Here is a 24,535-nt window from a genome sequence, read left to right as displayed (position 1 = left end):
GTTTAGGAGCGGGCTACCGCCCGCTCAGTCGGGCAGTAGCCCGACTCTAAACCGATTGATTTTGATGAAACGTAACGCCCACACCATCCTCACAACACTATCGCGTTGTCTCAAACTGCAATGCCCGGTGTGCGGCCGTGCCTCGCTCGTGCAGCGGCCTTTCCACGTAAAACATCGATGCGACGTATGCGGCGCGCTCTTCAAACGCGAGGAGGGTTTTTTTGTCGGCGCGATCATGGCCAATGTGGTCGCCACCGAGGTGTTTATTCTCGTGACGTATTTCGTCCTACTGCTGGCCAGGGTTGGTGATCAAATAATGCTGACGATTCTATTTGTGATGGCCGTCGGCTTTCCCCTCGCGTTTTACCATCACGCTTGGGCCCTTTGGCTGGGGATGGATCATCTGATCGAGGGGCTTCCGATGCCGGAGAGTGATCGGTCCCACCCACGGTAGCGGGTAGGTTTGAGTGACGCGCGCTTACGCACGCGGTTCTGACGTGTAGGGCTCGAGCGCGCGACGCAGCTCGTCCGGAACGGGGAGGGGTTTCAGGTTCTCGCGATCGGTTGAGACAAGCACAAAATGCGCGGTAGCCATCAGCTTCTCTTCGATTGCGCCGGCTTCATTCCTCTTCCGCACTTCGAAATTCAAACGCAGCGAACTCTTGCCTATCCGGGCCACGTAAACGCTGACTTCGAGCAGGTCATCCATCTGCGCCGCGCGATGAAAGTCGCACTCTAAATGCACGCGCGGCAGCCAAATGTTTAGTTCTTCGAAAACTTTGCCGTAGGGAAGGCCGACGGCGCGAAATAATTCCGTCTCGGCTATTTCAAAGAAACGAATGTACGAGCCGTAGAAAATAATTCCCGCGGCATCAACGTCACCCCACCGGACGCGTTCCTCGATCGTGAATTTCGTAAATTGATTCATTGAGTCCATGACATGAGGTCAGTACCGGAAGCGGACCGGGGTCCCCGCGCGGGCAGCCCGCGGGAGGTGGTGGTTGCGACCGGGGTACAGTTGCGGCCAGCTCGATCTCGACTTAGTTGAGACCTGGTCGCTACCGCTCCCGGTACTGACTTCATTACGTCAATTCCTTCAAAAACGTCAGTAACGCCTCATCGAAAACCTCCGGTTGTTCCATGTTCGTCATGTGTGCTGCGTCTTCGATGATTTCGAGACGCGAGTTGCGAATGCCCCGATGCATTAATTCCGCGTCCGCGATTGGCCGGATCGAGTCTTCACGGCCGACGATGATTAGCGTCGGCACATTAATCTTCCCCAGGTCGTCCGTGTAATCGCGTCGCGCAGCCATCCCTCTTTGGGCCGCGGCGGCGCCTTTTGGATCAGATGTCGTGATCATTGCGCGAACACGCTTAACGACGTCCGGCTTCTCGGCGAGTGTCCGCGGCGCGAGCAGTTTCGGTAATGTAGCAATACTAATCGGCACCATCCCCGAGCGCAGCATCGTCTGCACCTGCTGCTCGCGTCCCGCTTTCTCCTGATCGTTGTCGGCTGGGGCGCGTGTTCCGGCGAGGACTAAGCCAAGGACGCGCGCCGGAAACAGTTGCATGAATTCGAACGCAACGTAGCCGCCCATCGAAAGTCCGCAGATGACGGCTTGCTCCACCTCCAGCTGATTGAGCAACGCCGCAACATCGCGCGCCATGTCATCCATCGAAGCGACTTCACCGGATGATTTGTTCTCCCCTAGTCCTCGTAGATCAGGTGCAATCGCGCGAAAGCCTGCGTCTGCGATCGCGTGAAGCTGCGCGCTCCACATCGATTTGTCGAACGGATAGCCATGCAGCAAAACTACCGCGATGCCTTTGCCGCTCTCTGTGAATGGGATCTCTGTTTCGGGCACGCGTCGATTATGCCTCAGACTCTCCTGTTTTCCTTTGCGTGGCTTTGGGGAGGCGGGCGGTAGCCCGCCTCTAAACAGCGGGTAATTTTCCAGTCTTTAGCATCGATGACGGACAAAGCCTTTCCACGACACACTCTTCACACAGCGGCCGCCGTGCCTTGCAAACTCTGCGTCCGTGAAAAATCAGCAGGTGCGAAAAGATAATCCAATCCTTCTTCGGCACCAGCTCCATCAGGTCCTTTTCGATCTTGACCGGATCGTTTTGACGAGTGAGTTTTAGCCGTTGCGATAGCCGGCTCACGTGCGTATCAACTACGACTCCTTCCGCGATCCCGTAAGCGACGCCCAGGACTACGTTCGAGGTTTTACGCGCCGCCCCCGGAACGCGTAACAACTCTTCCATAGTTCGCGGCACTTCGCCGCCGAACTCTTCGATCAGCACTTTGCACGCGCCCTGAATGGACTTGGTCTTGTTCCGAAAGAACCCCGTGGTCCTGATGTCCTGTTGCAGCTCAGTGTCGCGGACTTTCAGATAGTCTTCCGGCTTTCGGTACTTGCGAAACAGGTCGGCGGTAACAATGTTGACGCGTTCGTCGGTGCACTGGGCGGAAAGAATCGTCGCGATCAAAAGTTCGAATGCGTTCGAGTGATTGAGCGCGCACTTCGCGTCAGGATGCGCGCGTTTTAAAAGTTTGATGATTTCCTGCGTGCGAGCCTGGCGTTGGGATTTGGATTCTCGCATACGTCCCATTCGTCCCATGTGTCCTATTTGTCCTATGTGACCCTATAGGACGAATGCGACCCATCAACTTATTTCAATCTCCCGGTGAGCATCAACGCCAGCATTTTCCAATCACCCATGAACGACCAAAGCGGATACGTGAAGGTCGCGGGCCGGTTCTTTTCAACAAAGAAGTGTCCGATCCAGGCGAAACCATAGCCCGGTACGAACGCCAACGGAAACAGCCACCACTTGCCAATCACAATGAACAGAATCAGCAGGGCGATGCCGGCGAACGACCCAACGGCATGCAGCACGCGCGTCACCGGTTTGCTGTGCTCGTTGAGGTAGTATGGCCAGAATTCCGAGAACGATTGAAATCTTTTCACGACCATCAGATGGGTCGCAATTCTAGCAGAAACTTCAAGCTGCCTGAGTAAGACGTTTCCATCCTGGGCAACACCCATTCCCAAAGCGAGGTGTGAATAAGCCCGCGCCACGCACTTGACCGTTCGTACATCCAAAGGCAAGATCAGGCGCTATGTTTTTCCACCCGGTGTTTTCTCCCGGCTTTTTGCGAAAGCTTTTCCACTGCATCTTTGTAGTCGTTATCGCCTCGACGCTGCTGTTTCCTGCGGTTCAGCCGGCCCACGCCCAGACCTACGAGAAGGAACTCAACATTGGCGCCAAATCGACGCTGACAATCACGAACCGCAACGGCCGCGTTTCCGTCATCGCTTCAGACGACGAAGACCTGAAGCCTCTGCTGCAAGCAACCTCGCCTGGCGCCCCAATCGAGCCTCGCGACGTCAGTGTCTCAGGCGGCGAAATTACAGTGCGCGAACGGCCGGCGAAGGATCGCATCGACCTGACGGTGCGCGTCCCGGCGCGCACTCGCGTGAAAATCGAAAGCGAAAGCGGAATGGTGGACGTCATCGGCAATCTTGCCCTGGCCGAAGTGATCACGAACACCGGCACAATTCACGCTGACGTGCCGCTCGATGACGTGAGGTTTAAGTTCCTGTGGCAGGCAAGCCGGCCGCGTTTTCTGAGCGACGTCGAACTACCGAAAGTTAAAGAAGGTCGGGCGGGATCGTATTCGATCTCCGGCAAACTCGGAGCGGGTGCGAAGAAAAGCAAAGACAAAAAGAAAGAACTCCCCACGGCGGAAGCTGACGGCGATAGCACGCAACCCCCGGACGATTCGGAGGACGGGAACGGAAAAAAACCGGACGACGAAAAGAAGGCTGCGAAGGAAAAGCTCGTGCAGCTAAACCTGACGACGCAGCGCGGCGTGATCCTGCTCAACGTCGATCCGAGCATGGCACCCAACGATCTGCGCGAGCGTCCCTTAACCGAAGCCGCGCGAGCCATCGTGCGCAGCGGTGACGGCCCTTTGATCGACGCCATTCGCAAAGTCAGCCCGCGCCTGTTCGGCGATTACGCCAGCACGTTACCGCCGCCGCGCGAAGAACCAGCGCTGGTCACCATGCGTCCGCCCGGCGACGTCGCGACCCGCGTAGCGCCGCAACTCGTGCGGGTAACTGCAAGCGTCACGGATCGGAACGGACGCGCGATCGCCGGCCTGCGCACAAGTGACTTTACGATTACGGAAGGCGGTGCGGAACGAAAAGTCGTCGACGTCACGCCGGCGACTGAGCCCTTCAACCTGATCCTTCTGCTGGATGTTTCCGGCAGCGTCGAAGAACGGATCGATTTCATTCGCAAAGCCGCGCGCGACTTTCTGCACACCGCCAGTCCCCAGGATCGGATCGCGATCATCGGCTTCCGCGACGATATCCAGATAATTTCGGATTTCACGACGGACCGGAGCCTGCTGTCGAAGAAGCTCGACGATTTCGATGCCGGCGGGGCAACCTCGCTTTACGACGCGCTTGGGTATTCGCTGGTTCACACGCTGAAACCTCTGCGCGGCGAGCGTACCGCGATCGTCATTCTCTCCGACGGCGATGACAACAGATCTTTCGTGCCCTTCCCTGCGATCCTCGAAGCGACGATTGAATCGGGCGCGCTGATCTATCCGCTCTACGTGCCGTCGGGTCTGATCCCGGAAGGGAGCGTGCCGAAACCGACCATCACCGTCGATCCGATGCGAACGCGTTATTTAACGATTACCACGCGCGCCGCGGAGGAAGGACAGAAGCTCGCGGACGTTTCGGGCGGTGTGTTCTACTCGATCAAGCGTCTCGAAGAATTGCAGAAAGCGTATGACGACGTGGTTGCCCAGCTGCGCACAGCCTACACGATCACATATTCGTCGGAAGCGAGCGCGACTAACCGGCGTTTACGTGTGCGGACGAACCGCGAAGGCGCATCGGTGAGATTGAGTCCGGCTATTTCAGCGCCAAAGCAATAAGACCGGGGTCCCAGTCCTTGCACGCCCAGCCATCAGAGATTTCCGACAACGAACTGCTCGGCGCAATCTCACGCGGCGATGAACAAGCGTTGGCGGTGATTTATGATCGTTACAGGCTAATCCTCTTTGGCCTAATCCTACGTATAGTACATGACCGCCAAGAGGCGGAGGACGTGCTTCAAGAGACGTTTTTGCAGGTTTGGCGGCGGGCTGCGGACTTTGACGCCGGGCGCGGACGGGTCTTTACCTGGCTGGTGACCATCGCGCGCAGTCGCGCCCTGGATCGTCTGCGTGCTCTGAGTAGCCGGGCCCGAACAGCTGAAGAAGTCATAGCGCATTCGGCACATGACCAGGCTGGTGACGCTGCCGAAGAAGCAGTCAAATCAGAGCAAGGGAAGATTGTGCGGCAAGCTCTGTCGGAATTACCTGAAGAGCAAAAACGAACGCTTTTTCTGGCTTACTTTGAGGGTCTCACTCAAAGTGAAATTGCCGCCCGGCTCGGCGATCCTTTGGGCACCGTAAAGACCCGGATGCGGGCCGGACTAATGAAATTACGGGAAGTTCTGCGGCAGGATTCGCGCGGACTTTAAGAGATGGCACATCAGGAATACGAAGAGTTGCTGACCGTGTATGCGCTGGATGCGTTGGACGCTCCGGACCGGCGCCAGCTCGAAGAACACCTCGAGGCTTGTTCCGAATGTCGCGCCGAGTTGGCGGAGATGCGCGACGCGGCGGGTTTGCTGGCGCACGCGACGACGGGCGCCGAGCCGCGGGCTCAAGTTCGTGAGCGTATTCTGAACCAAGTGCGCAGCGAGGGCCGCAGTCGCCAGTCTTCCAATGAACCTTCCGCATCGGTAGTAGAGTTTAGACCACGCGTACCGTCGAGTCCCTGGCCAAATCTTTTAAGGCTGGCGGCGGTGATTGCTTTCGTGGCTTTGCTGATCGGCGTTGGCGTGCTCTGGCGGCGCGATACTCAATCGCGGCAGGAAGTCGCGCGGCTTGCGCAGCAACTCAATCAGCAGAACAGTGACCTTAGTCGTGAACGCGAAGCACTTGCGCGTCAGCGGGAAGCGCTCGAGTTCCTTCGTTCCCCCGGCATGAAGACGATGGATTTGGCGGGAACGCCAACCGCACAAGCCGCGCGCGCAACTTTTATTTACGATCAGAAAACTGGCCGCGGCATGCTTCTGACTGAGGGACTGCCGATGGCCCCGGCGGGGATGGCCTATGAAGTTTGGTTCATTCCCAAAGGTCAGTCACCAATGCCCGGCAAGACTTTCACCGTCGATGCCGCGGGCAAGGCGATGATGATGGATCAAATGCCCGCAGAAGCAATGGAGAATGCGGTCGTAGCAATCACCCTCGAGCCCGAGAAGGGATCAGCCAGTCCCACCGGCCCAATTTATCTCGCCAGCCCCGCTTCATAAACGTTATGAGGTCGGTACCGGGAGAGGACCGGGGTCCCCGCGCGGGCAGCCCGCGGGAGGTGGTGGTTGCGACCGGGTGCGCGAGTAGCCTCAGCCCACGTTGATCAGATCTGCTACCCGGTCGCTACCGCTCCCGGTACTGACCTCATCCCTAGAATTGATGCGGCCTCTAAATCCGATCCGTCCCGCACTCCCGTATAGCCTTCAGAAGTTTCAAATTCGAAGTCAAAAATGAGGAGACCAAAAAAATGAAAAGGCTTTACGCCATTCTGTTTGCAGTTGCGGGAATTGCGCTGGTGAGCGCAAACGCTTCCGCGCAGATGATGAAAGAGAACCCAATGGTGGGCGGTGCGGCAATGTATCCGAGCAAGACAATCGTTGCCAACGCCGTAAATTCCGCAGATCATACCACCCTGGTCGCCGCCGTGAAGGCCGCGGGACTGGTCGATACGCTTAATAGCGCGGGACCATTCACGGTCTTTGCGCCAACCAACGCAGCTTTTGATCAGCTACCCGCCGGAACAGTGGACACGCTGCTCAAGCCTGAGAACAAGTCGATGCTGACCAAAGTTCTGACGTACCACGTGCTGGCCGGCAAGTACGATTCGAAAGCTTTGGCAAAGCTCATCAAGAAGGGTGGCGGCAAGGCGTCGTTAAAAACTGTGAGCGGTGGCACTCTCTGGGCGATGATGGATGGTGATAACATCGTCCTGCGTGATGCAAAAGGCGGCACATCGACCGTCACCACCGCGAACGTCTATCAGTCCAACGGGGTGATACACGTGGTCAACGCAGTGCTGCTGACGAATTAACGTTCCGAACATCCGGTTTGAAAACTATCAAGGCGGCAAGGCCAAACGGTCTGGCCGCCTTCTTATTTTCCTGGCACAGACTTTAGTCTGTTAATCCTGACACGGTAATCGCATCACCGACTGAAGTCTGTGCCACAACTCAGAAAACACGAGGTGAGAATCATGACGAAGAGAATTGCCCTAACGTTATGTTTGTTAGTTGCCCTGGCGACAGTCGCCGGCGCGCAGGCGCTCCAAACATCGACCCCTGCGTCAGTGGCTGCTACCCATGGTGCACAGGAAAAGAAGTCTTTGTACGCGCGAGTTGGTGGCTATGACGCGCTGGCGCTGGTAGTCGACGATTTCATTAAGCGTTTGGCCACCGATCCTAAATTTGCGAAGTTCTTTTCCGGTTTCAGCGTCGATTCGCAAAAGCGTCTGCGTCAGCACATCCTGGATCAGTTTTGTAAGGCAGCCGGTGGCCCATGCGAGTACATTGGCCGCGACATGAAGACCACCCATACTGGCTTGGGAATTACGGAAGCCGAGTGGGACGCGGCTGCTAAACACCTGGTCGCCGCGATGGACAAGTACAAAGTTCCGCAGGCGGAAAAGGACGAGTTGATGGCGTTTGTGGGGACGCAGAAGAAGGACATTGTCGAGAAGCCGTAGCCGAACGCCACTTTCAAAAGTCAGTTTCGCTTCTCGGTTTCCCCTCCCCGTACGCGGGGAGGGGTTAGGGGTGGGGTTTGACGCGGCCAACTCTCCCCCGGCCCCTCTCCGCAAGCGGAGAGGGGAGAACGAAAACATGCCACCGCCTAAATGTCGATCCGCGTTAATCCGCGGGACTTGCCCTACATCCGGCCACTGCTTCCAATCGAGTAGACACCGGTGAGAAACGGATTGGTCCGTCGTTCTGCTCCGATCGTCGTCACCGGCCCGTGACCCGAATGAACTTCGACGTCGTCGCCGAGCGGCAGGATTTTGTTGAAGAGCGAATCCATCAGTTGCTCGCTCGAGCCGCCGGGCAAATCTGTTCTGCCGATTGAGCCCGCAAACAAACAGTCGCCGACAAAGACCTTTTGCTCGTTCGCCTCAAATAGAACAACGTGCCCCGGGGTATGGCCGGGACAATGAATGATCTGGAAACTCAGCTCGCCAACTTCATAAATCTGGCCATCGCTAAAGTATTCATCAACGTGCGGCGGTTGTTCGAAATCAAATCCGTACGCAGCGTACTGTGATTCCGGAATGCCGATCCAGGCCGGTTGCTGCGGCAGTGCATCGTAGATGAACTCATCCGCCGCGTGAATGATTACCTTCGCGTTTGGCTTTCTTTTCTTCAGCCCGGCCACGCCGCCGATGTGATCAAGATGGGCGTGCGTGCAGGCGATCGCCTGCAGCTCAAAGCCGTGTCTGTCGATCGCTTCGACAATCGCGTCTGAGTCGTCACCCGGATCGATGCAGATTGCGCGCCTGGTTTTCTCGCAACCGAGAACGCGCGTGTGTTGTTGGAAAGCGGTGACGGTAATTTGTTCGATAATCATTATCAGTTTTCAAGTTGTATGAACTCACCCGGTGACACTATTTGGACAGCCTCTTCGATACGCGGCACCAACTCAATCACTGATGGCAGGTCGTTGGATGGAAGGATAATTACTGACACTTGCCGCTTCTTTAGGTTCTGTTGGAACGGGAGATTCTTGTCGGTGGTGATCAGAATTGAGAACTGCTGAGCCATCAAATCAAGCACAGCACCATTCTTAACACCGCGCCAATTCATTTGGCTGACGGTGGAAATTGGGAAATTTGTGAGGCGGGTCTGGATAATGTCCGGAACGCTTTCATCCAGCAGAATTCTCACGAGGAGAGTCCCAGCTTACGCAGAGTGTCGTGCGAAAATCGAAGTACTGCCACAGCTTGTTCACGGGTTACCGTTGGGAAGTTCTTCAGGAATTCGTCGAGCGAGACGCCTGCCTCGAGATTGTTCAGCAGAGCATCGACGGGTACACGAGTTCCTTCAAAAACGGGAGTTCCGCTCATGATCTCCGGGTCCACGTTGATCGGCAAATGATCTACTTCTTTTTCTTCAATTACCAGGCTCATCGATTTACCCCTCGCGGGCAAAGTTTACAGCAAATCGCAGCGTGCCGGAATGTTGACCATCAAAAGAGTATAATTTCAAAGAACTTCCCGGAAACAGAGTAGTTTCAAGCAATGCCACTCACACCTGCACAAGCTTCGCTTGCCGAAGTTTTAGATGAGCTAACCGGCGAAGGCGCGCCTGAGTTGACGGAGCATCTCGATCGGGATGCGCTGAAGTGCTACGCGTGCGGCCATCGCTGTTTGATCAAGGAAGGTAAGCGCGGCATCTGTAAAGTTCGCTTCAACGAAGCCGGTCAGCTGCGGGTGCCGATGAATTATGTTGCTGCCCTCGCCTGCGATCCGACAGAAAAGAAGCCTTTCTTTCATTGCTTGCCTGGCTCTGACACGCTCACCTTCGGAATGCTGGGGTGCGATCTGCACTGCGCCTATTGTCAGAACTGGCTGACGTCGCAGGCGCTTCGTGATGATTCAGCCGTGTCGATGCCGAATGCGGTTACCGCGGATCGGTTGGTGACAATGGCAAAAGCCTATGGCGCGTCAATGGTCGGATCGAGTTACAACGAGCCGCTAATCACGGCCGAATGGGCGGTCGAGGTTTTCAAGAAAGCCCGGCCCGAAGGGTTCCGCACCGCATTCATTTCAAACGGCAATGCGACCCCGCAGGCGCTTGATTACCTCCGGCCCTGGACTGACTGTTACAAGATTGATCTTAAGTCGATGAGCGATCGGAGCTACCGTAGTCTCGGTGGCGTCGTGGACAACATTCTCGATACCGTGAAAATGGTGCACGACCGGGGATTCTGGGAAGAGATCGTGACGCTGGTCATTCCCGGATTCAATGATTCCGAAGATGAGCTGCGGCGCGCGGCGGATTTCATCGCGTCGGTTTCGCCGGATATTCCATGGCATGTGACGGCCTTTCATCAGGACTATCACATGCAAGAGAATGCGAACACGACGGCGGAACAATTGGTGCGCGCGTGTGAGGTTGGCCGTGAGGCCGGCCTGCGTTACATCTACGCCGGCAATCTGCCCGGCAGAGTCGGACGGTGGGAAAATACCTACTGCCCCGATTGCGACAAGCTTTTAGTAGAACGGTACGGCTACTTGATTCGCCAGATGAACGTCACGCCAAACGGGCAATGCCCTTCCTGTGCAGCAATAATTCCTGGCATCTGGGCTTGAGCTCCGACAAAAAAAAAGAGGGCGCCGGTAGAACGCCCTCCGAAAAACTCGTACGTTTCTCACTTACATATTCTTTTTTACATCTTCTTTCGACGGTGAAGGCGAAGGCGAAGCGCCAGACGCCGGGGCGGCCGGTGTTCCCTGATGATGGAACCCGAGCCACTTACCATCACGCTTGGCCCAGATGGTCGCATGATAGTCTTTCTGCGGCTTCGCACCTTTCATCGTCAGGGTGTAGGTCACCAGCGCCGAGTCCGCGCCCAACTTAACGGCTTTCCAATCACTCTGCTCAAATTGCGTCGCGTCCATCTCCGATATGGCTTTGACGCTACCGGCCCTGTCGTAAACACCAGTCGGTTCAATTTCCAAAAACTCGGGCGCCAGCAGCGTCTGGAATGCGTCAAAGTTTTTGGTCCTGAATAACTCCCAAACGAGTTTCTCATTGGCGATGACATCGTCGCTGGTCTCAACTTTAACCGGAGAAGCTGCCGGTGATGCTGTAGCTGCTGTCGGCTTGGAAGCTGGTGGAGGTGGAGGCGGAACCTTGGGAACCGGCGTCTCCTGGAAGTAGATCGCTAACCATTCACCGTTGCGATTGATCCACGCGGCGCCGTGACGATTTGTCCCATCAAAAGCCTGGCCCTTGTAGAGGCCCTTCTGAGTGGTCGTGTACGTCAAGAGCACCAGATCTTTGTCGATCTGCGTCATCTTCCAATCGGCAAAAGTCAGGTCCGAGATTTCCACGTCTTTCATTGCCGCGAGCGTCGCGGCTGTATCACCTGCTCCGTTTGGAGTGATCTCGACATATTCCGGCGCCAGCGCCTTCTTAAAGGCGTCCGCGTCTTTCCGCTTGAATGCGTCCCAGGCCGCTTTCTCCTTCGCAATCATGTCGGCTTCAGACGGCGGGGCAACGTCCTTTGTCTCGGGTGTCTTGTTGACGTTCGCCGTGTTCTCGTTCGCCACGGGTTGGCAAGCGGCAAACAGCGCGAGAAAGCACACGCCCGCGAGCAGTTTCTTCATAAGCTTTACCTCCGGAATGGGTTAAGAGCGTGAAGCTTCTATAACAAAACTGAGGGCGCGTCAACGCAAACGGGCCGTGTCCAAATGAACACGACCCGCGAACGCGACTTTGGTAAATCTTACGGAGTACTGACAGGTGGCGGTGGCGGTCTCCGCGTCGGTGAAACTCTCGGCGCGGGTGAAGCTTTCGTTGCCCGCGAGGCGGTAGCCCCCGGTGACGCTTGAGGTGAAGCTGACGCGGCGGCGGCGGCCGCTGCGGCAGGACTCAAAGGAGTTATGCCCGAGGCCACAAGTTGCCACTGGCCGTTGCGCCGGACGAACGTGTCAATGACGCGATACTTGCCGCTGATATTTTGCGTTGCTTTGCCGTCCGGTGACTTGATCTTTCCATTAGCGACGGTGATTAGAAAAGTTGCGACTGCAGTGTCGCTGTCGATTACGTTAACTTTCATATTCGACAGATCCCACGAATCGAAAGTCATCAGGCCAGCCTCGATGTCTTTGACGTCCTGTTCCTTGTTTCCTGCGTTACCGTCTGGATAGACGCTCATCAAGTCGTCAGCTTCCAAACGCCGCAGGGCTGCCCCGTCCTTTTCGCGAATTATGCGGGGAAAGTCGTTCTCAAGCTTCGTTATTTCCGCGACAATCGCATTAGTGTCGGGCGTGGGTGAGGGCGTGGCGGTGACCGTGGTGGTCGTTGTCGTGTTCGTATTCTCGCTCGGCGTACAGCTTACAGCCCCCATGGCGACCAGCGCCGAAACCAGCGCCATTTGCGTCAAATTAAGTTTTTTCATCGACCGAAACTCCTTCAACTAGGTACTGCGAAACCAGCTTGAATTCGAGAATACCTTATTGCCTGCTGAGCCCAAAACCTGCGGTAGTAATTGGCCGAAGTGCCAGGCGGCGCGGTGTCGAAAACCAGTTGACTTAGCGTTCGACGGTGGCAATAATGGCAGGCACAAACGCACGGTCGGTCAGCCCACCGAACCCTGAAGGCTACGACCGTTGATTACTTTCCGCCGCGTTTTCCAGCACGGCAACCAGCGTAAGGAGGAGCAAAGATGTTTCGCGTATCCCTCGGGCTCTTTTCAAGTCAGTTTAAGAGTGTGGTTCTCTTCAGTTGTGGGGTAATCGTCTTGCTGATGACGGCGTCAACTGCCGCGGCGCAAGGTTCGAAAGGCACTGTCGCCACGCCGGACGAAAATGGTTTTCAGTTTCGCGGCGTCAAGATCGGTATGGCGACCGAGGAGGCGCGCAAGAAGCTTGGCTCGCCAAAGGAGAAAAGCGCAGATCAGGACTTCTACCTGTTCAATGATAACGAAGCCGTGCAGATCTATTACGAGAAGGGCACCGTCAGCGCCATCGCGATTGACTACATGACCGGCGCTAATGGGATTCCGACAGCGAAGGCTGTGCTCGGCGCTGAGGCTGACGCAAAAGCTGACGGTTCAATTCACAAAGTTGTGAGATATCCGAAAGCGGGTTATTGGGTTTCGTACAGCCGCACTGCCGGCGCCGAACCAACCATCACCATCACCATGCAAAAAATTCAATAACCTTTTCGCGACTGTCCAAGAAAACCGCGGCGAGATTTTCTCGGCCGCGGTTTTTGTTTTGGATACTTCACCGGGCAGACTGATTTTAGTTTGATCGTATAGTATTGTTAATCAAGATTATGCTTCGTGCGGGAATGGTCGGACTGCCCAACGTGGGTAAGACAACGCTCTTCAATGCGGTGACGGCCCAGTCGTCTGCCTTGATTGCCAATTATGCTTTTTCCACCAGTAAACCCAACGTCGGCGTAGTCGCCGTGCCCGACGAACGCCTCGCGCCTCTGGCCAAACTGGTGAAGACCGAAGTGATCGTGCCGGCCAGTGTTGAGTTCGTTGATATTGCCGGGCTGGTGCGCGGCTCATCACAGGGCGAAGGCATGGGCAATCAATTCCTTCACGCGATCCGTGAAACGGACACCATGATCCATGTCGTGCGCTGTTTTGAAGACGAAACGGTGGTACACGTTGAGGACTCGATCAATGCCAGGCGCGACATTGAGACAATCCAAATCGAGCTTGCCCTGGCCGATCTCTCCACCGTTGAGCGTCGCCGAGAGCGCGTACAGAAAACGGTTAAGGGCGGTGACAAGACCGCCAAAGCCGAACTTGAGGTCCTCGATAAACTGCAGCCGGTGCTGGAAGAATTTAAGCCGGCCCGAAGCGTCTCTCTCAGCGAGGAAGAACGCGTCATCGCTCGAAATTTTTTCCTGCTGACGATGAAGCCGACGATCTACGCGGCGAATGTGGCCGAGGCAACCCTGCACGCGCCCGACGAGAACGAACATGTAAAGGCCATGCGCAAGATAGCTCTCGATGAAGGATCCGAGTGCGTTGTCATTTGCGCGCAACTCGAAGCTGACCTCGTCGATCTATCGCCTTCAGAACGAGTCGAGTATCTCGAATCGCTTGGCGTCAAAAGCAGCGGGGTCGATCAGCTGATCAAGAGCGCGTATCGCGTGCTGGGTTTGATGTCTTTCCTGACGGCCGGAGAAAAAGAGGCGCGCGCGTGGACGATTGCGCAGGGCTCGCGCGCTCAGGATGCTGCCGGAGCGATTCATTCCGACATCGCGCGCGGCTTTATCCGCGCCGAGATCGTCGGCTACGAGGATCTGATGCGTGCCGGATCTTACCCAGCGGCCAAGGAAAAGGGATTAACCAGGTTGGAAGGGAAAGACTACATCATGCAGGAGGGGGATGTAGTGAATTTCAGGTTCAACGTCTAGCAGCTCACTTCAAGACCGCGCGAATGCCCACGATGATCAGATAGATAATCGCCACTACGACAGCGATCTTAATCAGCGCCACTGCGAGGCCAACCAGGAATCCGAGAACGCCAAGGGCCACACCGGCAGCCGCTAGAACGAGGGGCACACCCACGGCCAGCACAAACAGCGCCAGCAAAATCATTCCCACAATCTTTAATACGTCCGTCGCTTCTTTCATCTCAACACTTTTGAGACCTTTCTACTTTAAGCCTTTTTTCGCCGTCTTTTTGGCTTGCGTCACTTATACGAAGCGCCAGCGGCGAGTGTTCCGTCGATGTAGCCGGGGTTGTTGACGCGGCTTCCCACAGCGCAAGCTAACCACCTATGCGTTACAAAAAAAAGGCCGCCATGCGGCGGCCGAAAGGTCTGCAAATGTGGTTTGGTTAAGGAATGATCTCAATGAAACCAACCCGGCTACCGGCTGGCTTGATGATCGTCTTGAGGTCCGCGGCGACGGGTTCGGTTGTTATGAACAGGCCGAAATCCGCATAGGCCACCGCTGAATTAATTTCTGCTTCGTGTTTGTCTTTCAGGTTCACGATCGACCCGAGATTCTGGAATTGTCCGTCAGGAGAAACAGCCCAAAGAATGTAAGCCTGTCCCGCCGGCGCTTCTTTCAGATCGTGAAAACGAACCTTGATCTGGGTCGTGTCGTTCTTCCTCGGTTCGATGAAGATGTTTGCCCGCGCACCCGCCATCGTGTCGGTAAAGTTCACCTTCAGTTTAGTGTCATCGCCTTTCTTGAACGTCGGAATGCCGAGCATCGGCACCGCGTAGTCAGTAGTCGGCGCGACGGTCGCGGCAACTTTCTCGCCCACCGGCGCACTCAGCGGGATCACCGACAGGCCTGTGGGTACGCTGCTGCGGAAAAGGACTTGAGTGTTCGCGTCATAAGCGGCCAGCGCTGCTTCAGACGAACTAATTAACATGAAGCGCGACAGCGGAGTCGTAGTTGTAAACGTGCCGGCACCGCTTGCTACTTCAATCGGTCCGAGTAGGGTGACCGCGCCGGTTGGCTCGACCGCGTAAAGATTAAGCGCGGCTACCTCAGTCGGCAGGCCGGTCAGATTAACTTTGATTGTGGTTCCATCCGCGGCGCGCAAAATGGTCGCCGTTCCGGTTGCGCCTTTTACGCTCACCGGTGTCAGCGTGACTACCGTTTCTTTGCCCACCGGATATTCGACGATGGTGAATGTTCCATCGGGATTCTGAACTGTTTCGACTTTATTGGTTGTGGTGGTTGTGGTTGTCGTTGGGACCTGGCCGAAGCTTGTGACGGCCAGCGAGAGTAAGAGCAGAGCTCCCCCGAGCACTGCAATCAGACGTTTGCTCATAAATACTCCTCCTTAAAAAACCATGGTTTACGTTGTGTCGGGATAGAGGTCCGTGTGTTTGCACGCTAAACCGTCGCAATCAACGTGCCGACACAATCTCGCTTTCAGACCCGAAAAAGCAGCGATTTTTGGAAGTGCGAGGGAGTGAAGCGTACAGATTTACTGTTCGCTTCTGTTCGGAAGGGGTTCAGCGCTGAACGCGGTATGAAAGCATTATGCAGCTGTTCTTCAGTCGTTTCACTTTAAACAGTTCGAGGTTGATTTGGCGCTCGATTTTGGAAAATAGCGGGACGCCTGAGCCGAGAATTACCGGATGCACGTTCAGCACAACTTCGTCGATCAGATCCGCATTGAACAAAATACTCGCGAGCTCGCCGCCACCGAAGACGACTATATCCTTGCCCGATGTGCTTTTCAGTTGCCCGATGAACGCGGCCGCGTCGTCTGACACTATCTTCAGATTCGTTTTCTTGCCGGCTCGCTTTCGCAACGCCGCAGCTTTTTTCGCGGAGCGCGTAAAAACGTAATTGGTCGCGCCGGGGTAAGACGTTTCACCAGCGGCCAGCATCACCTCATAAGTCTTCCGGCCCATCACGAGCACATCGACAGTCTTCATGAACGCGGCGCTAATCTCAGCGACTTCGCTACTCCAGTGAAGCCAGTCTGAACCCCCGTCCTGGCGGGCGATGAAATTGTCGAGACTATTGGCCAGGCCAAGGGTGACTTTACGCATGTGTCATAGCATCCTTTTTCCCTGGGCCGAGATTTCAATCAGCTTTGCGAGTCGCTTCAGTCGTGTCTCTTCCTGCTTCGCGCTGACGATCCACCACGTGAGAGTCTTTCGATAATAGGGAGGCTGGGCTTCAAAGAATTTCCACGCGGCTTTGTTCCGACGGAATTGTGTGGCGTATGGCTCGACAAGTTCTGCCGGCCGTTGTTCGTACGCGTAGATGCCCGAACGGTTCTCCTTGCGAGCCGCGAACGCTTTCAATCCGGCAGGCTGCATTCGCTTTTCTGCTGTGAGCCGCTCGACGTTGCGAATGTTGACGGCGCTCCAGATGCTTTCCGGTTTCCGCGGCGAGAATCTAATCATGTAACTATCGTCATCGATTCTCTTGCGCACGCCGTCAATCCATCCGAAGCACAGGGCTTCATCGACAGATTCAGGCCAGGTGATGCTCGGTTTGCCGGAACCTTTCTTGTAGAACCCCACGATGAGTTCTTTGGCTTTGTCGTGATTGGCCGCCAGCCACTTGCGGAAGGCGGAAGGAGTTTTGAAAAAGCGAGGTGTCATTGCGTCGGTGGTTGCTTCGTTAGGAGCGGCGAGATGTTTATAGTACCAGGCTATCTAGGGCAAGTCTTCGCTCCGTTAGGAGCGTAATGTCTATAGCACTGGACCATCTAAAAACAACCTCTCGCTCCGATAGGAGCGAAATATTCTCAGCTGCCGCTCCTAAAGGAGATTTGAAGATTGAGGTCGGCTCGGTGCTATAAACATTTCACCCCTAGCGGGGTGAAAGCAAGCGGCGTACTCTCAGGGTCGTTCTCTGAGGTTTTCGTGAAAGACTAATAGCCGTGCACGTCCGTAATCGCCTTCAGCACGTCCGCCGCCTGCGGCAGGATCGCGTCTTCCAATTGCGGTGCGTAGGCGACGAACGTGTCGAGCGCGCCCACGCGGTGGGCAGGAGCGTCGAGGTATTCGAAGAGCTCTTTGGAAATTCGCGCTGCGATCTCTGCGCCGTAACCCCACGAAATAGAATCTTCATGCGCGACGATCACACGCGAAGTCTTCTTCACGGATTCGGCAATCGCGTTCCAGTCGTACGGACTCAAACTGCGCAGGTCGATTATCTCGACGCTGATTCCCTGCTTCTCGGCTTCCTTGGCGGCCACCACCGAACGCTGCACGAGGGCTCCGTAGGTGATAATCGAAACATCGGATCCCTCGCGCACGGTCTTCGCCTTCCCGAACGGGACCATAAAGTCTTCGCCGGGATAAGGCGACTTGTTGTAGGCCTGCCGATAAAGATGCTTGTGCTCGAGAAAGATGACCGGGTCGTCGCAACGGATCGACGTGCGCAACAATCCGTTCGCGTCCAGCGCGTTCGAAGGATAAACGACGCGCAAGCCCGGGATTTGCGTGAACAAAGACACGCCCGACTGCGAGTGATAAATCGCGCCGCCTTTTAAATAACCACCGACAGGAACGCGAATGACCATCGGCGACGAGAAATCGTTGGCCGAACGCCAGCGCATCACGGCCAATTCGTTGCGAATCTGGTGAAACGCCGGCCAGATGTAATCGAAGAACTGGATCTCGACAACCGGCTTCAAACCACGAGTCGCCATCCCGATCGCGCGCCCGACGATGTTGGCTTCGGCAAGCGGCGAATTGAAGACGCGCGCACTGCCAAACTCGCGCTGCAAGTTCGCCGTGACTTTGAAGACGCCGCCTTTACCTTTCACCTTGTCCAGGGACTGTTCGCGCGAGCAGTCGGCCACGTCTTCGCCGAACACGACGATGCGCGGGTCGCGCTTCATCTCAGTGTGCAGGCAACGGTTGATGAGATCGACCATGGTGCCGGGATTGCCGCTGAGTTCGACTTTGTCTTCGGTGTCGAACCGCGCAGAAGTCGGATCGACATCGGGCGAGTAAACGTAAAGGGTCGCGGTCTCAGGCGCAGGCTGCGGACTGGCAAGCGCTGCGTCGGCGGCCTCAGTCACCTCGCGATCGATTTCATCCTTGATCGTTTGCAGGCTGTCCTGATCGATGATGCCTTCGTCGACGATCCGCGCGCCGAACTTCTTGATCGGATCGCGCTCGGCGTCTGAGGTGCGCTCTTCATCGGCGCGATAGAGTTTTTCGTCATCGGACAGCGAATGCGAATACGGCCGAATGACCTTCGCATGAACAAAGGAAGGGCCGCGGTTCTTCCGGCAATTATCCACGGCGCGCCACATGGCGGCGTAGGACTCGACCGGATCAGTGCCATCGACTTTCTGCCGGTAAAGATTCGGAAAACCTGAAACCAATTTCGAAATATCGCCACCCGCGGTTTGCACTTCCACGGGAACGCTGATCGCATAGCCGTTGTCTTCGAGCAGGAACACAACCGGCAGCTTCAAGTTGCACGCCGTGTTGAGCGCTTCCCAGAACTCGCCTTCGCTCGAAGTGCCGTCGCCCAGCGAGACATAGGCAACTTCATCGTTGCGGAAATTCTTAACCGCCTTTTTCAGGTCCTTGATCAGCCTGACCCGGTAAGCAGCTTCCGCACAGCCAACTGCCTGCAAGAGTTGCGTGCCCGTGGGCGAGGACTGTGACACGATGTTGAGTTTCTTGTGTCCCCAGTGCGAAGGCATCTGGCGCCCGTGCGAATTAGGATCGGCTTCGGCGCCGACGCCCTCCAGAAGCATTTCCACAGGCGTCATCCCCAAACCCAAACACAGGGCGCGATCGCGATAGTAGGGATAGAACCAGTCGTAGCTGGGCTTTAGACACATCGCCGCTGCCGTCAGGATCGCTTCATGACCCGCGCCGCTGATTTGAAAGAAGATCTTGTTCTGCCCTTTCAACTGGATTTCTTTGTCATCCAGCTTCCGCGACAAGTACATCGTGCGAAAGATCTCAACCATCTGCTCGGAGTTAAGCTGTGGCACTTCGCGCGGCCGCTCGCGATCACGATCACGCCGGTGGCGTCGCCGTCCGCGAGCGGGTTTCGGCTCAGGCGCGGGAACGGGGCGCGGCTCGGGACGGGCCACAGCCTTCGCGGTGAAAACGCCTTCGGGCAATTTGCCGTCGGATTTTTTTACTAGTCTTAGAACTTTCGTGTCGCTCATGATTTTTGTGGCACAGACTTCAGTCTGTGGTATCTCGTAATGAAGTCACAGACTGAAGTCTTTGCCACTAAAACTCGCTTTCTAACAACTCGCGGTATTCTTCGGCCATACCTGGGTGACCGTGGCGCGTCGCGGCGTCGACTCCACGTTGATAGGACTCGCGTGCTTTATCCGTCTGTTTGCTGCGTTCGTACGCGCGGGCCAGCATACCGTACGCGTTCCCCTCGTCATCGGCCGCAGTGAGATACCGCTCGAGCGTTTCGATCACCTTCGGGTCATCGCCGCCTTTTTCGTATTCCTTCGCCAGGCCAAACAACACCATCGTGTTGTTCGGATCGCTCGAAAGCATCTGTTCGAAGACTTCGATTCGTGATTGCATGGTCGTTGGTGTCAGAACCGCGAGCGGTCCGACCGGATCATTACGCAAGTTGAGTGTTCGATCCCGTCGCATCCACAACCCCACGCGGGCTGCCCGCGCGGGGACCCCGGTCCGCTCCGGGTTCTGACACGGCCTACTTCCCTATCATCAATTTCGCGATCGTTTGCAATTGCATATTCGAGGTGCCCTCGTAAATCGCGCCGATCTTTGAATCGCGCCAGTACTTCTCAACGGGATAGTCCTTCACATAGCCGTAGCCACCATACAGCTCGATCGCTTTCGACGTGATTTGTTCCGCGGCGCGCGAGGAAAACAGCTTGGCCATTGCCGCCTCTTTGACGAAATTCTGGCCGGCGTCTTTCATGCGCGCGGCGTTGTAAACCATCAAGCGCGCCGCTTCCAGTTCCGTGGCCATGTCGGCCAGTTGAAACTGGACACCCTGAAATTCGCTGATGCTCTTCCCGAATTGCTGCCGCTCTTTCGTGTAAGCCAGCGCCGCCTCGAGCGCGCCGCGCGCCAACCCAATCATCTGCGCGCCAATGCCAATGCGCCCTTCGTTGAGGGTCTCGATTGAAACTTTGTAGCCCTTGCCGATTTCGCCGAGCACGTTTTCCTTCGGCACCTTGCAGTCTTCCAGAATCAGTTCGGTGGTGGAGGAAGCGCGAATGCCGAGTTTGTTTTCTTTCTTGCCGACTGAGAATCCTTCGGTGGTCTTCTCAACGATGAAAGCGGTGATGCCGCGGTAACCAGCCTCAGGATTCACGTTAGCGAACAGCACGAAAATCCCGGCCTCTTTGCCGTTGGTAATCCAAAGCTTGCGGCCGTTCACGACGAAGTGATCGCCGGCATCGACTGCGCGCGTCTGCATCGCGAAGGCGTCGGACCCGGATCCGGCCTCGCTCAACGCGTAGGCGCCAACTTTTTCCGCCGCCAACTGCGATAGATATTTTTTCTTCTGCTCCCCGTTCCCCCAGCGAACGAAGGCGTTATTCACGAGGGTGTTCTGCACGTCGACCAGCACGCCGACCGAGGCATCGACCCGTGACAACTCCTCGACCGCGAGAATCGCCTGAAAGAAAGTTCCGCCCGCGCCGCCAAACTCCTCAGGGGTCTCAATGCCCATCAAGCCGAGGTCGAAACATTGCTGGATCAGGTCGGCATCCATCTGGCCCGCCTCGTCCATTCTTTCGACCCGCTTGCGGATTTCGCCTTCCGCGAACTCGCGCACGCTGTCGCGGAACATCTGTTCGTCTTCCGACAACGTGGTCAGCGGACGCGCAAAGGACTCTTCGATTGCAGTTTGGGTTTTAGTCATAACGATCGGGTCGCGGAAAAGGAATGACGATCTTGAATCGACATGATAATCAACGGCTCACTCAAAACGCAAAATCGCAAGTGGCATAGACTTGCCTCAAACTTCCGAAAAGGCAGCTTTCATTCACACCGGGCTTTAGCCCGGTGACAAGCAGAGCAAGGAACTAGCGAACCGTTTGAACGGTTTACGGTCTTCTCAAGCCACTCACGCGATGGCTACAAGGGACTCGCCCAGCAAAGGACACTGATAAACCGTTGAAACGGTTTCTCGAATATCCCGGTCTTTCATCACCGGGCTAAAGCCCGGTGTGAATGAGATTAAGGCTCTCAGACTTTCGCGGCAAAGCTATGAGACACCTTTCAATTGTCTGATTTTTCCGACGATCCGCGGCGCGCGACGCTCACTTATTCGTTTTACAAGGCTTCCTATTGGCGGAATGCCGTTTGTTTGGACATACCTTTCGCAATCATCTATTTTGTGATTAGGCAGCTCAAATCAATGACGAAAGATTCGGTCAAAAGACCCGGCAAGAAAGGGCTCACTCCGTTTGGCATCATCGCCTTCTTAGCCGGAATTGCCCTGTTTGCTTATTTCGTGCGCAAGGCGGGCGTGGGTCAGATACTCGAGGGAATCTCGAGACTCGGCGCCGGTTTCGTGCTGGTGATCGCCATCTCTTCGATTCGCCAAATCGTGCGCTCAATCGCGTGGACGCTTTGCATGGAACCACCATATCGTCTGCGGTTTCGCGATGCCATCCGCGCGCGCATCATGGGCGACGCAATGGGCAACGTCATTCCCTTCGCGGGATTTTTAGTTTCTGAGCCCGCCAAGCCCGCCTTGATTCGCGATCGCGTGCCTTTGACCGCCGGCATCTCAGCGCTGGCAATCGAAAATACTTTTTACGCACTGTCGGTGGCGCTATTCATCTTCTCAGGCATGACGGCGCTGCTTTTGAGTTTCAACGTGACGAAGGGCTTGCGAATTATCAGCATCGTCACGCTGGTCGTAATTGTAATTGTCATTGGCCTGGGAGCCTCACTCATTTTTAAACGCCTGAAGTTCATTAGCGGAACCGCTGGGTTCCTGCACCGGCGTGGCCTGGATGCCAAATGGATTGAGAAGACCCGGTCGATCGAAGAACGCATCTACGGATTCTATAGTCGAAACCAATCGCGATTTCTGCCGATCGTTTTGCTCGAAGCGTGTTTCCACCTGGCCGGCGCCACCGAAATTTATGTAGTACTTAGCTTCATTAGTCCTGATCAGCCCCCAACTTTTTTGACGGCGTTCATTCTCGAATCGGTAAATCGCGTGATCACCGTCGCGTTCAAATTCATCCCCCTGCGCATGGGTGTCGACGAAGCGGGCACTGGCCGAGTTTCAAAGGTGCTGCAATTTGCCGAGGTAACCGGCGTCACGCTCGCGATCGTGCGCAAAGCGCGTGATGTATTTTGGGCGGCAACGGGTATGATACTCCTGCTGCAACGCGGTTTGTCGCTGCGCGCCATCGCTCGGGATGCTGAACAGGCGCTGGCCAAGGAAGCCAAACTTGCGGTTTCCGCAAACCCTGCAAGCCAATCCAGCTAACTCAATGTCAGTTGCCGGTGTAAATTCAGCCAAAGGTGACGCGCTGTCTTCGTCGCGGGCGATCGGTTCAGTGCACAGCGGTGGCTTTGCCGTGTCGTGGCAAAAAACGGCGGTCATCGCGTTAGCCCTGATGATTCTCATCGGCGCGGGACTGCGTTTGAAAGGGCTGGGTGCGGTCGGGTTTGCCGAGGATGAAATAAACAAAGTCGAGGCCGCGCGCGCGTACGATCGCGGCGACTTTTCCGCCAATGCCGAGCATCCGATGCTGATGAAGCTGCTGATCTATGTGGCGCTTCGCGGCGCTCGCGCGTGGAATTCGCTGACCAGCCAGGCCGTTTCGGACGAAGCCGCGTTGCGATTGCCGAACGCCCTGTTCGGCGCGCTTACTGCGATTCCTTTATTGCTTTTGACGGCGGCCCTGTTCGATCTCAGCACGGGATTATGGGCGGCGGCTTTGTGGTCATTCGGCGTTACCGCCATCACCTACAACCGGATCGGCAAAGAAGACACGCTGATGGTCTTCTTCATGCTGTTCGCGTTCTATCTTTTCATCCAGGCGAAAAAAGTTGATCGGACTAACAACAAACTGGTGGCGCGCTTGCTGAACCTGAGCGCAGTCAGCTTCGGCCTGATGATGGCGTCAAAATATTTCCCGCATTATCTCGGGCTGAACATGCTGTATCACCATAATTACAGTGTGCGGCAGCCAAGACCGGAAGAGCCGCGCTGGAAAACGCCGCTCAGCTTTTTCATCATCATGGGCGTCGCGTTTGTGATCGCGAACCCGGCGATCCTTTTGCCAAAGGTGTGGAACTATTTGAACGCGTACTCCGGAGAACGGCTGCTGACGCACACCGGCTACCTGATGGGCGATAGCCTGTACAGGAACAACATTTCGCGATCGCCGTTCTGGGCCACTCCGGTTTACTTCTATCTTTTGTTTCTCGCGCTCAAGGTTCCGTTGGCGGTGTTGGCGACATCGATAATTGGGTTCTTCGTGAGCCTCCGACATTGGCGCAAGGCGAACTACGGTTTTGTCTTGTTCATGATCCTGTTTTGGATCGTTCCCTACTCGTTGATGGGCGCAAAGTGGCCGCGCTATTTGCTCTCGCTGGCGCCTTTCCTTTACATGGCTGCCGCCGTGGGGATTGTGTTTCTGATTCGCTGGGCGTCGTCCGCGTTCCGCAAATGGAATGCGAAAGGCGGAGTGACCGTAGCGGCGACCGGCTTGCTGTTGCTCCTGGTGGTGGTGGTGCCGGCCATTACGGCATACGCCAGCGCGCCGCACTACGCGCTTTACTCAAATGTGATTGGCGATCGCTACACGGCTTACTTCTTTCCGCACGATGAGTTTTACGACGACGGCTTGAGAGAGGCGATTCAGTTCACATGCGCGAGCGCGCCCACCGGCGCCGCGATCGTTACTGAAACGCCTGGTGTCGTCCGTTACTACTCGGAAAAATTCGGCCGGAGCGATTTACAGTCGCGTGTCATTTCGGATCCTGAGTTCACTGTTCCCGATCAAGCGCCCGCATATTTCATTCTGCAACGCGGCCGCACCTACTTTGAGAATCAGGAAAAGTTGAAGCAGGTGCGCGAGCGCTTTCCCCTCGTTTATGCGAGCTGCGTGCGCGGCTACACGGCGGCGGAAGTCTATTCGGCGCAAACGGGGGCCAGCGCCATTACGCATCCGTGCACTGACGCGAAACGATGAGAAAAGGTTCCCCGTTCACACCTCGCAACCGAGTCTGTCAGACTAATTGCAGTTGGGAA

At 56.0% G+C, this 24,535-nt stretch carries 27 protein-coding genes; 11 read left to right on the top strand and 16 right to left on the bottom strand.

All coding sequences use genetic code 11. The features are described 5' to 3' along the window. The first annotated feature begins 64 nt into the window (after positions 1–64). Positions 65–454: a DUF983 domain-containing protein gene (locus VFX97_19790; GenBank protein HEX5705453.1), complete on the top strand. Its 390-nt coding sequence runs from the start codon at positions 65–67 to the stop codon at positions 452–454. A 24-nt stretch (positions 455–478) separates the two neighbouring features. On the opposite strand, the gene VFX97_19785 is transcribed toward VFX97_19790, so the two are convergent. The 4 genes from VFX97_19785 to VFX97_19770 all read right to left on the bottom strand — a co-directional run bounded on the left by VFX97_19785 (position 479) and on the right by VFX97_19770 (position 2,975). Then, positions 479–928, bottom strand: a complete 450-nt coding sequence (locus VFX97_19785) for a thioesterase family protein (protein HEX5705452.1) — start codon at positions 926–928, stop codon at positions 479–481. Positions 929–1,082: 154 nt separating this feature from the next. Further along, the gene (locus VFX97_19780) at positions 1,083–1,865 is read right to left on the bottom strand and encodes an alpha/beta hydrolase (protein HEX5705451.1); all 783 of its coding nucleotides are present in this window, start codon (positions 1,863–1,865) and stop codon (positions 1,083–1,085) included. A gap of 70 nt (positions 1,866–1,935) precedes the next feature. Further along, a complete protein-coding gene (gene nth / locus VFX97_19775; protein ID HEX5705450.1) occupies positions 1,936–2,607 on the bottom strand; it encodes an endonuclease III in 672 nt (223 codons plus the stop codon). A gap of 68 nt (positions 2,608–2,675) precedes the next feature. Next, entirely contained in the window at positions 2,676–2,975 is a 300-nt protein-coding gene (locus tag VFX97_19770; protein HEX5705449.1) for a DUF962 domain-containing protein, read from the bottom strand. 185 nt (positions 2,976–3,160) lie between these two features. Here VFX97_19770 and VFX97_19765 point away from each other — a divergent pair, with 185 nt between their 5' ends. From VFX97_19765 to VFX97_19745, 5 genes are all read left to right on the top strand, one after another. Beyond that, the gene (locus VFX97_19765; GenBank protein HEX5705448.1) at positions 3,161–4,963 is read left to right on the top strand and encodes a VWA domain-containing protein; all 1,803 of its coding nucleotides are present in this window, start codon (positions 3,161–3,163) and stop codon (positions 4,961–4,963) included. 17 nt (positions 4,964–4,980) lie between these two features. Beyond that, positions 4,981–5,553 (top strand): sigma-70 family RNA polymerase sigma factor, encoded by a 573-nt coding sequence (locus VFX97_19760; GenBank protein HEX5705447.1) that lies wholly within the window; start codon positions 4,981–4,983, stop codon positions 5,551–5,553. A 3-nt stretch (positions 5,554–5,556) separates the two neighbouring features. Further along, positions 5,557–6,390, top strand: coding sequence for an anti-sigma factor (locus tag VFX97_19755; protein ID HEX5705446.1), 834 nt, complete (start codon positions 5,557–5,559; stop codon positions 6,388–6,390). 248 nt (positions 6,391–6,638) lie between these two features. Then, positions 6,639–7,202 carry a fasciclin domain-containing protein gene (locus VFX97_19750; protein ID HEX5705445.1) on the top strand — a complete coding sequence of 188 codons (564 nt, stop codon included), beginning with the start codon at positions 6,639–6,641 and terminating at the stop codon, positions 7,200–7,202. A gap of 162 nt (positions 7,203–7,364) precedes the next feature. Next, a complete protein-coding gene (locus tag VFX97_19745) occupies positions 7,365–7,853 on the top strand; it encodes a group 1 truncated hemoglobin (protein HEX5705444.1) in 489 nt (162 codons plus the stop codon). A gap of 182 nt (positions 7,854–8,035) precedes the next feature. Here the strand turns inward: VFX97_19745 and VFX97_19740 are convergent, their stop codons facing one another. The 3 genes from VFX97_19740 to VFX97_19730 are packed head-to-tail and all read right to left on the bottom strand — an operon-like array spanning position 8,036 to position 9,287. Next, positions 8,036–8,728 carry an MBL fold metallo-hydrolase gene (locus VFX97_19740; GenBank protein ID HEX5705443.1) on the bottom strand — a complete coding sequence of 231 codons (693 nt, stop codon included), beginning with the start codon at positions 8,726–8,728 and terminating at the stop codon, positions 8,036–8,038. 2 nt (positions 8,729–8,730) lie between these two features. Then, the gene (locus VFX97_19735) at positions 8,731–9,045 is read right to left on the bottom strand and encodes a DUF5615 family PIN-like protein (protein ID HEX5705442.1); all 315 of its coding nucleotides are present in this window, start codon (positions 9,043–9,045) and stop codon (positions 8,731–8,733) included. Next, the gene (locus VFX97_19730) at positions 9,042–9,287 is read right to left on the bottom strand and encodes a DUF433 domain-containing protein (protein HEX5705441.1); all 246 of its coding nucleotides are present in this window, start codon (positions 9,285–9,287) and stop codon (positions 9,042–9,044) included. Before VFX97_19730 ends, VFX97_19735 begins: the two co-directional genes overlap by 4 nt. Before the next feature lie 111 nt (positions 9,288–9,398). On the opposite strand from VFX97_19730, the gene amrS reads away from it, so the two are divergent. Continuing rightward, positions 9,399–10,472, top strand: coding sequence for an AmmeMemoRadiSam system radical SAM enzyme (gene amrS, locus VFX97_19725; GenBank protein HEX5705440.1), 1,074 nt, complete (start codon positions 9,399–9,401; stop codon positions 10,470–10,472). Between the two features lie 63 nt (positions 10,473–10,535). Here the strand turns inward: amrS and VFX97_19720 are convergent, their stop codons facing one another. Both VFX97_19720 and VFX97_19715 read right to left on the bottom strand, forming a co-directional pair. Further along, positions 10,536–11,492, bottom strand: coding sequence for a nuclear transport factor 2 family protein (locus VFX97_19720; protein HEX5705439.1), 957 nt, complete (start codon positions 11,490–11,492; stop codon positions 10,536–10,538). A gap of 119 nt (positions 11,493–11,611) precedes the next feature. Next, positions 11,612–12,286: a nuclear transport factor 2 family protein gene (locus VFX97_19715; protein ID HEX5705438.1), complete on the bottom strand. Its 675-nt coding sequence runs from the start codon at positions 12,284–12,286 to the stop codon at positions 11,612–11,614. Positions 12,287–12,553: 267 nt separating this feature from the next. On the opposite strand from VFX97_19715, the gene VFX97_19710 reads away from it, so the two are divergent. Both VFX97_19710 and ychF read left to right on the top strand, forming a co-directional pair. Continuing rightward, on the top strand, positions 12,554–13,048 hold the full coding sequence (locus tag VFX97_19710) for a hypothetical protein (protein HEX5705437.1): 495 nt from the start codon (positions 12,554–12,556) through the stop codon (positions 13,046–13,048). Positions 13,049–13,152: 104 nt separating this feature from the next. Next, on the top strand, positions 13,153–14,268 hold the full coding sequence (gene ychF / locus VFX97_19705) for a redox-regulated ATPase YchF (GenBank protein HEX5705436.1): 1,116 nt from the start codon (positions 13,153–13,155) through the stop codon (positions 14,266–14,268). Positions 14,269–14,272: 4 nt separating this feature from the next. Here ychF and VFX97_19700 read toward each other — a convergent pair whose 3' ends face one another. From VFX97_19700 to VFX97_19670, 7 genes are all read right to left on the bottom strand, one after another. Continuing rightward, complete coding sequence (locus tag VFX97_19700) at positions 14,273–14,488, bottom strand: hypothetical protein (GenBank protein HEX5705435.1); 216 nt, start codon at positions 14,486–14,488, stop codon at positions 14,273–14,275. Between the two features lie 205 nt (positions 14,489–14,693). Then, entirely contained in the window at positions 14,694–15,644 is a 951-nt protein-coding gene (locus VFX97_19695; GenBank protein HEX5705434.1) for a hypothetical protein, read from the bottom strand. Positions 15,645–15,831: 187 nt separating this feature from the next. Next, positions 15,832–16,377, bottom strand: a complete 546-nt coding sequence (locus VFX97_19690; GenBank protein ID HEX5705433.1) for a dihydrofolate reductase family protein — start codon at positions 16,375–16,377, stop codon at positions 15,832–15,834. Positions 16,378–16,380: 3 nt separating this feature from the next. Continuing rightward, on the bottom strand, positions 16,381–16,938 hold the full coding sequence (locus tag VFX97_19685) for a YdeI/OmpD-associated family protein (protein HEX5705432.1): 558 nt from the start codon (positions 16,936–16,938) through the stop codon (positions 16,381–16,383). Positions 16,939–17,210: 272 nt separating this feature from the next. After that, positions 17,211–19,481 (bottom strand): dehydrogenase E1 component subunit alpha/beta, encoded by a 2,271-nt coding sequence (locus VFX97_19680; protein ID HEX5705431.1) that lies wholly within the window; start codon positions 19,479–19,481, stop codon positions 17,211–17,213. Positions 19,482–19,548: 67 nt separating this feature from the next. Beyond that, a complete protein-coding gene (locus tag VFX97_19675) occupies positions 19,549–19,860 on the bottom strand; it encodes a hypothetical protein (protein HEX5705430.1) in 312 nt (103 codons plus the stop codon). Between the two features lie 133 nt (positions 19,861–19,993). Beyond that, positions 19,994–21,175: an acyl-CoA dehydrogenase gene (locus VFX97_19670; GenBank protein HEX5705429.1), complete on the bottom strand. Its 1,182-nt coding sequence runs from the start codon at positions 21,173–21,175 to the stop codon at positions 19,994–19,996. A 363-nt stretch (positions 21,176–21,538) separates the two neighbouring features. On the opposite strand from VFX97_19670, the gene VFX97_19665 reads away from it, so the two are divergent. Continuing rightward, positions 21,539–22,762 (top strand): lysylphosphatidylglycerol synthase transmembrane domain-containing protein, encoded by a 1,224-nt coding sequence (locus VFX97_19665; protein ID HEX5705428.1) that lies wholly within the window; start codon positions 21,539–21,541, stop codon positions 22,760–22,762. Between the two features lie 4 nt (positions 22,763–22,766). Continuing rightward, positions 22,767–24,476, top strand: coding sequence for a glycosyltransferase family 39 protein (locus tag VFX97_19660; protein HEX5705427.1), 1,710 nt, complete (start codon positions 22,767–22,769; stop codon positions 24,474–24,476). Positions 24,477–24,535 lie beyond the last annotated feature (59 nt).

The sequence above is a fragment of the Pyrinomonadaceae bacterium genome (genome assembly GCA_036277115.1).
Lineage (GTDB): Bacteria > Acidobacteriota > Blastocatellia > Pyrinomonadales > Pyrinomonadaceae > UBA11740.
Note: the sequence above shows the minus strand (reverse complement) of the source record. Positions and strands in the feature narration are given on the sequence as shown.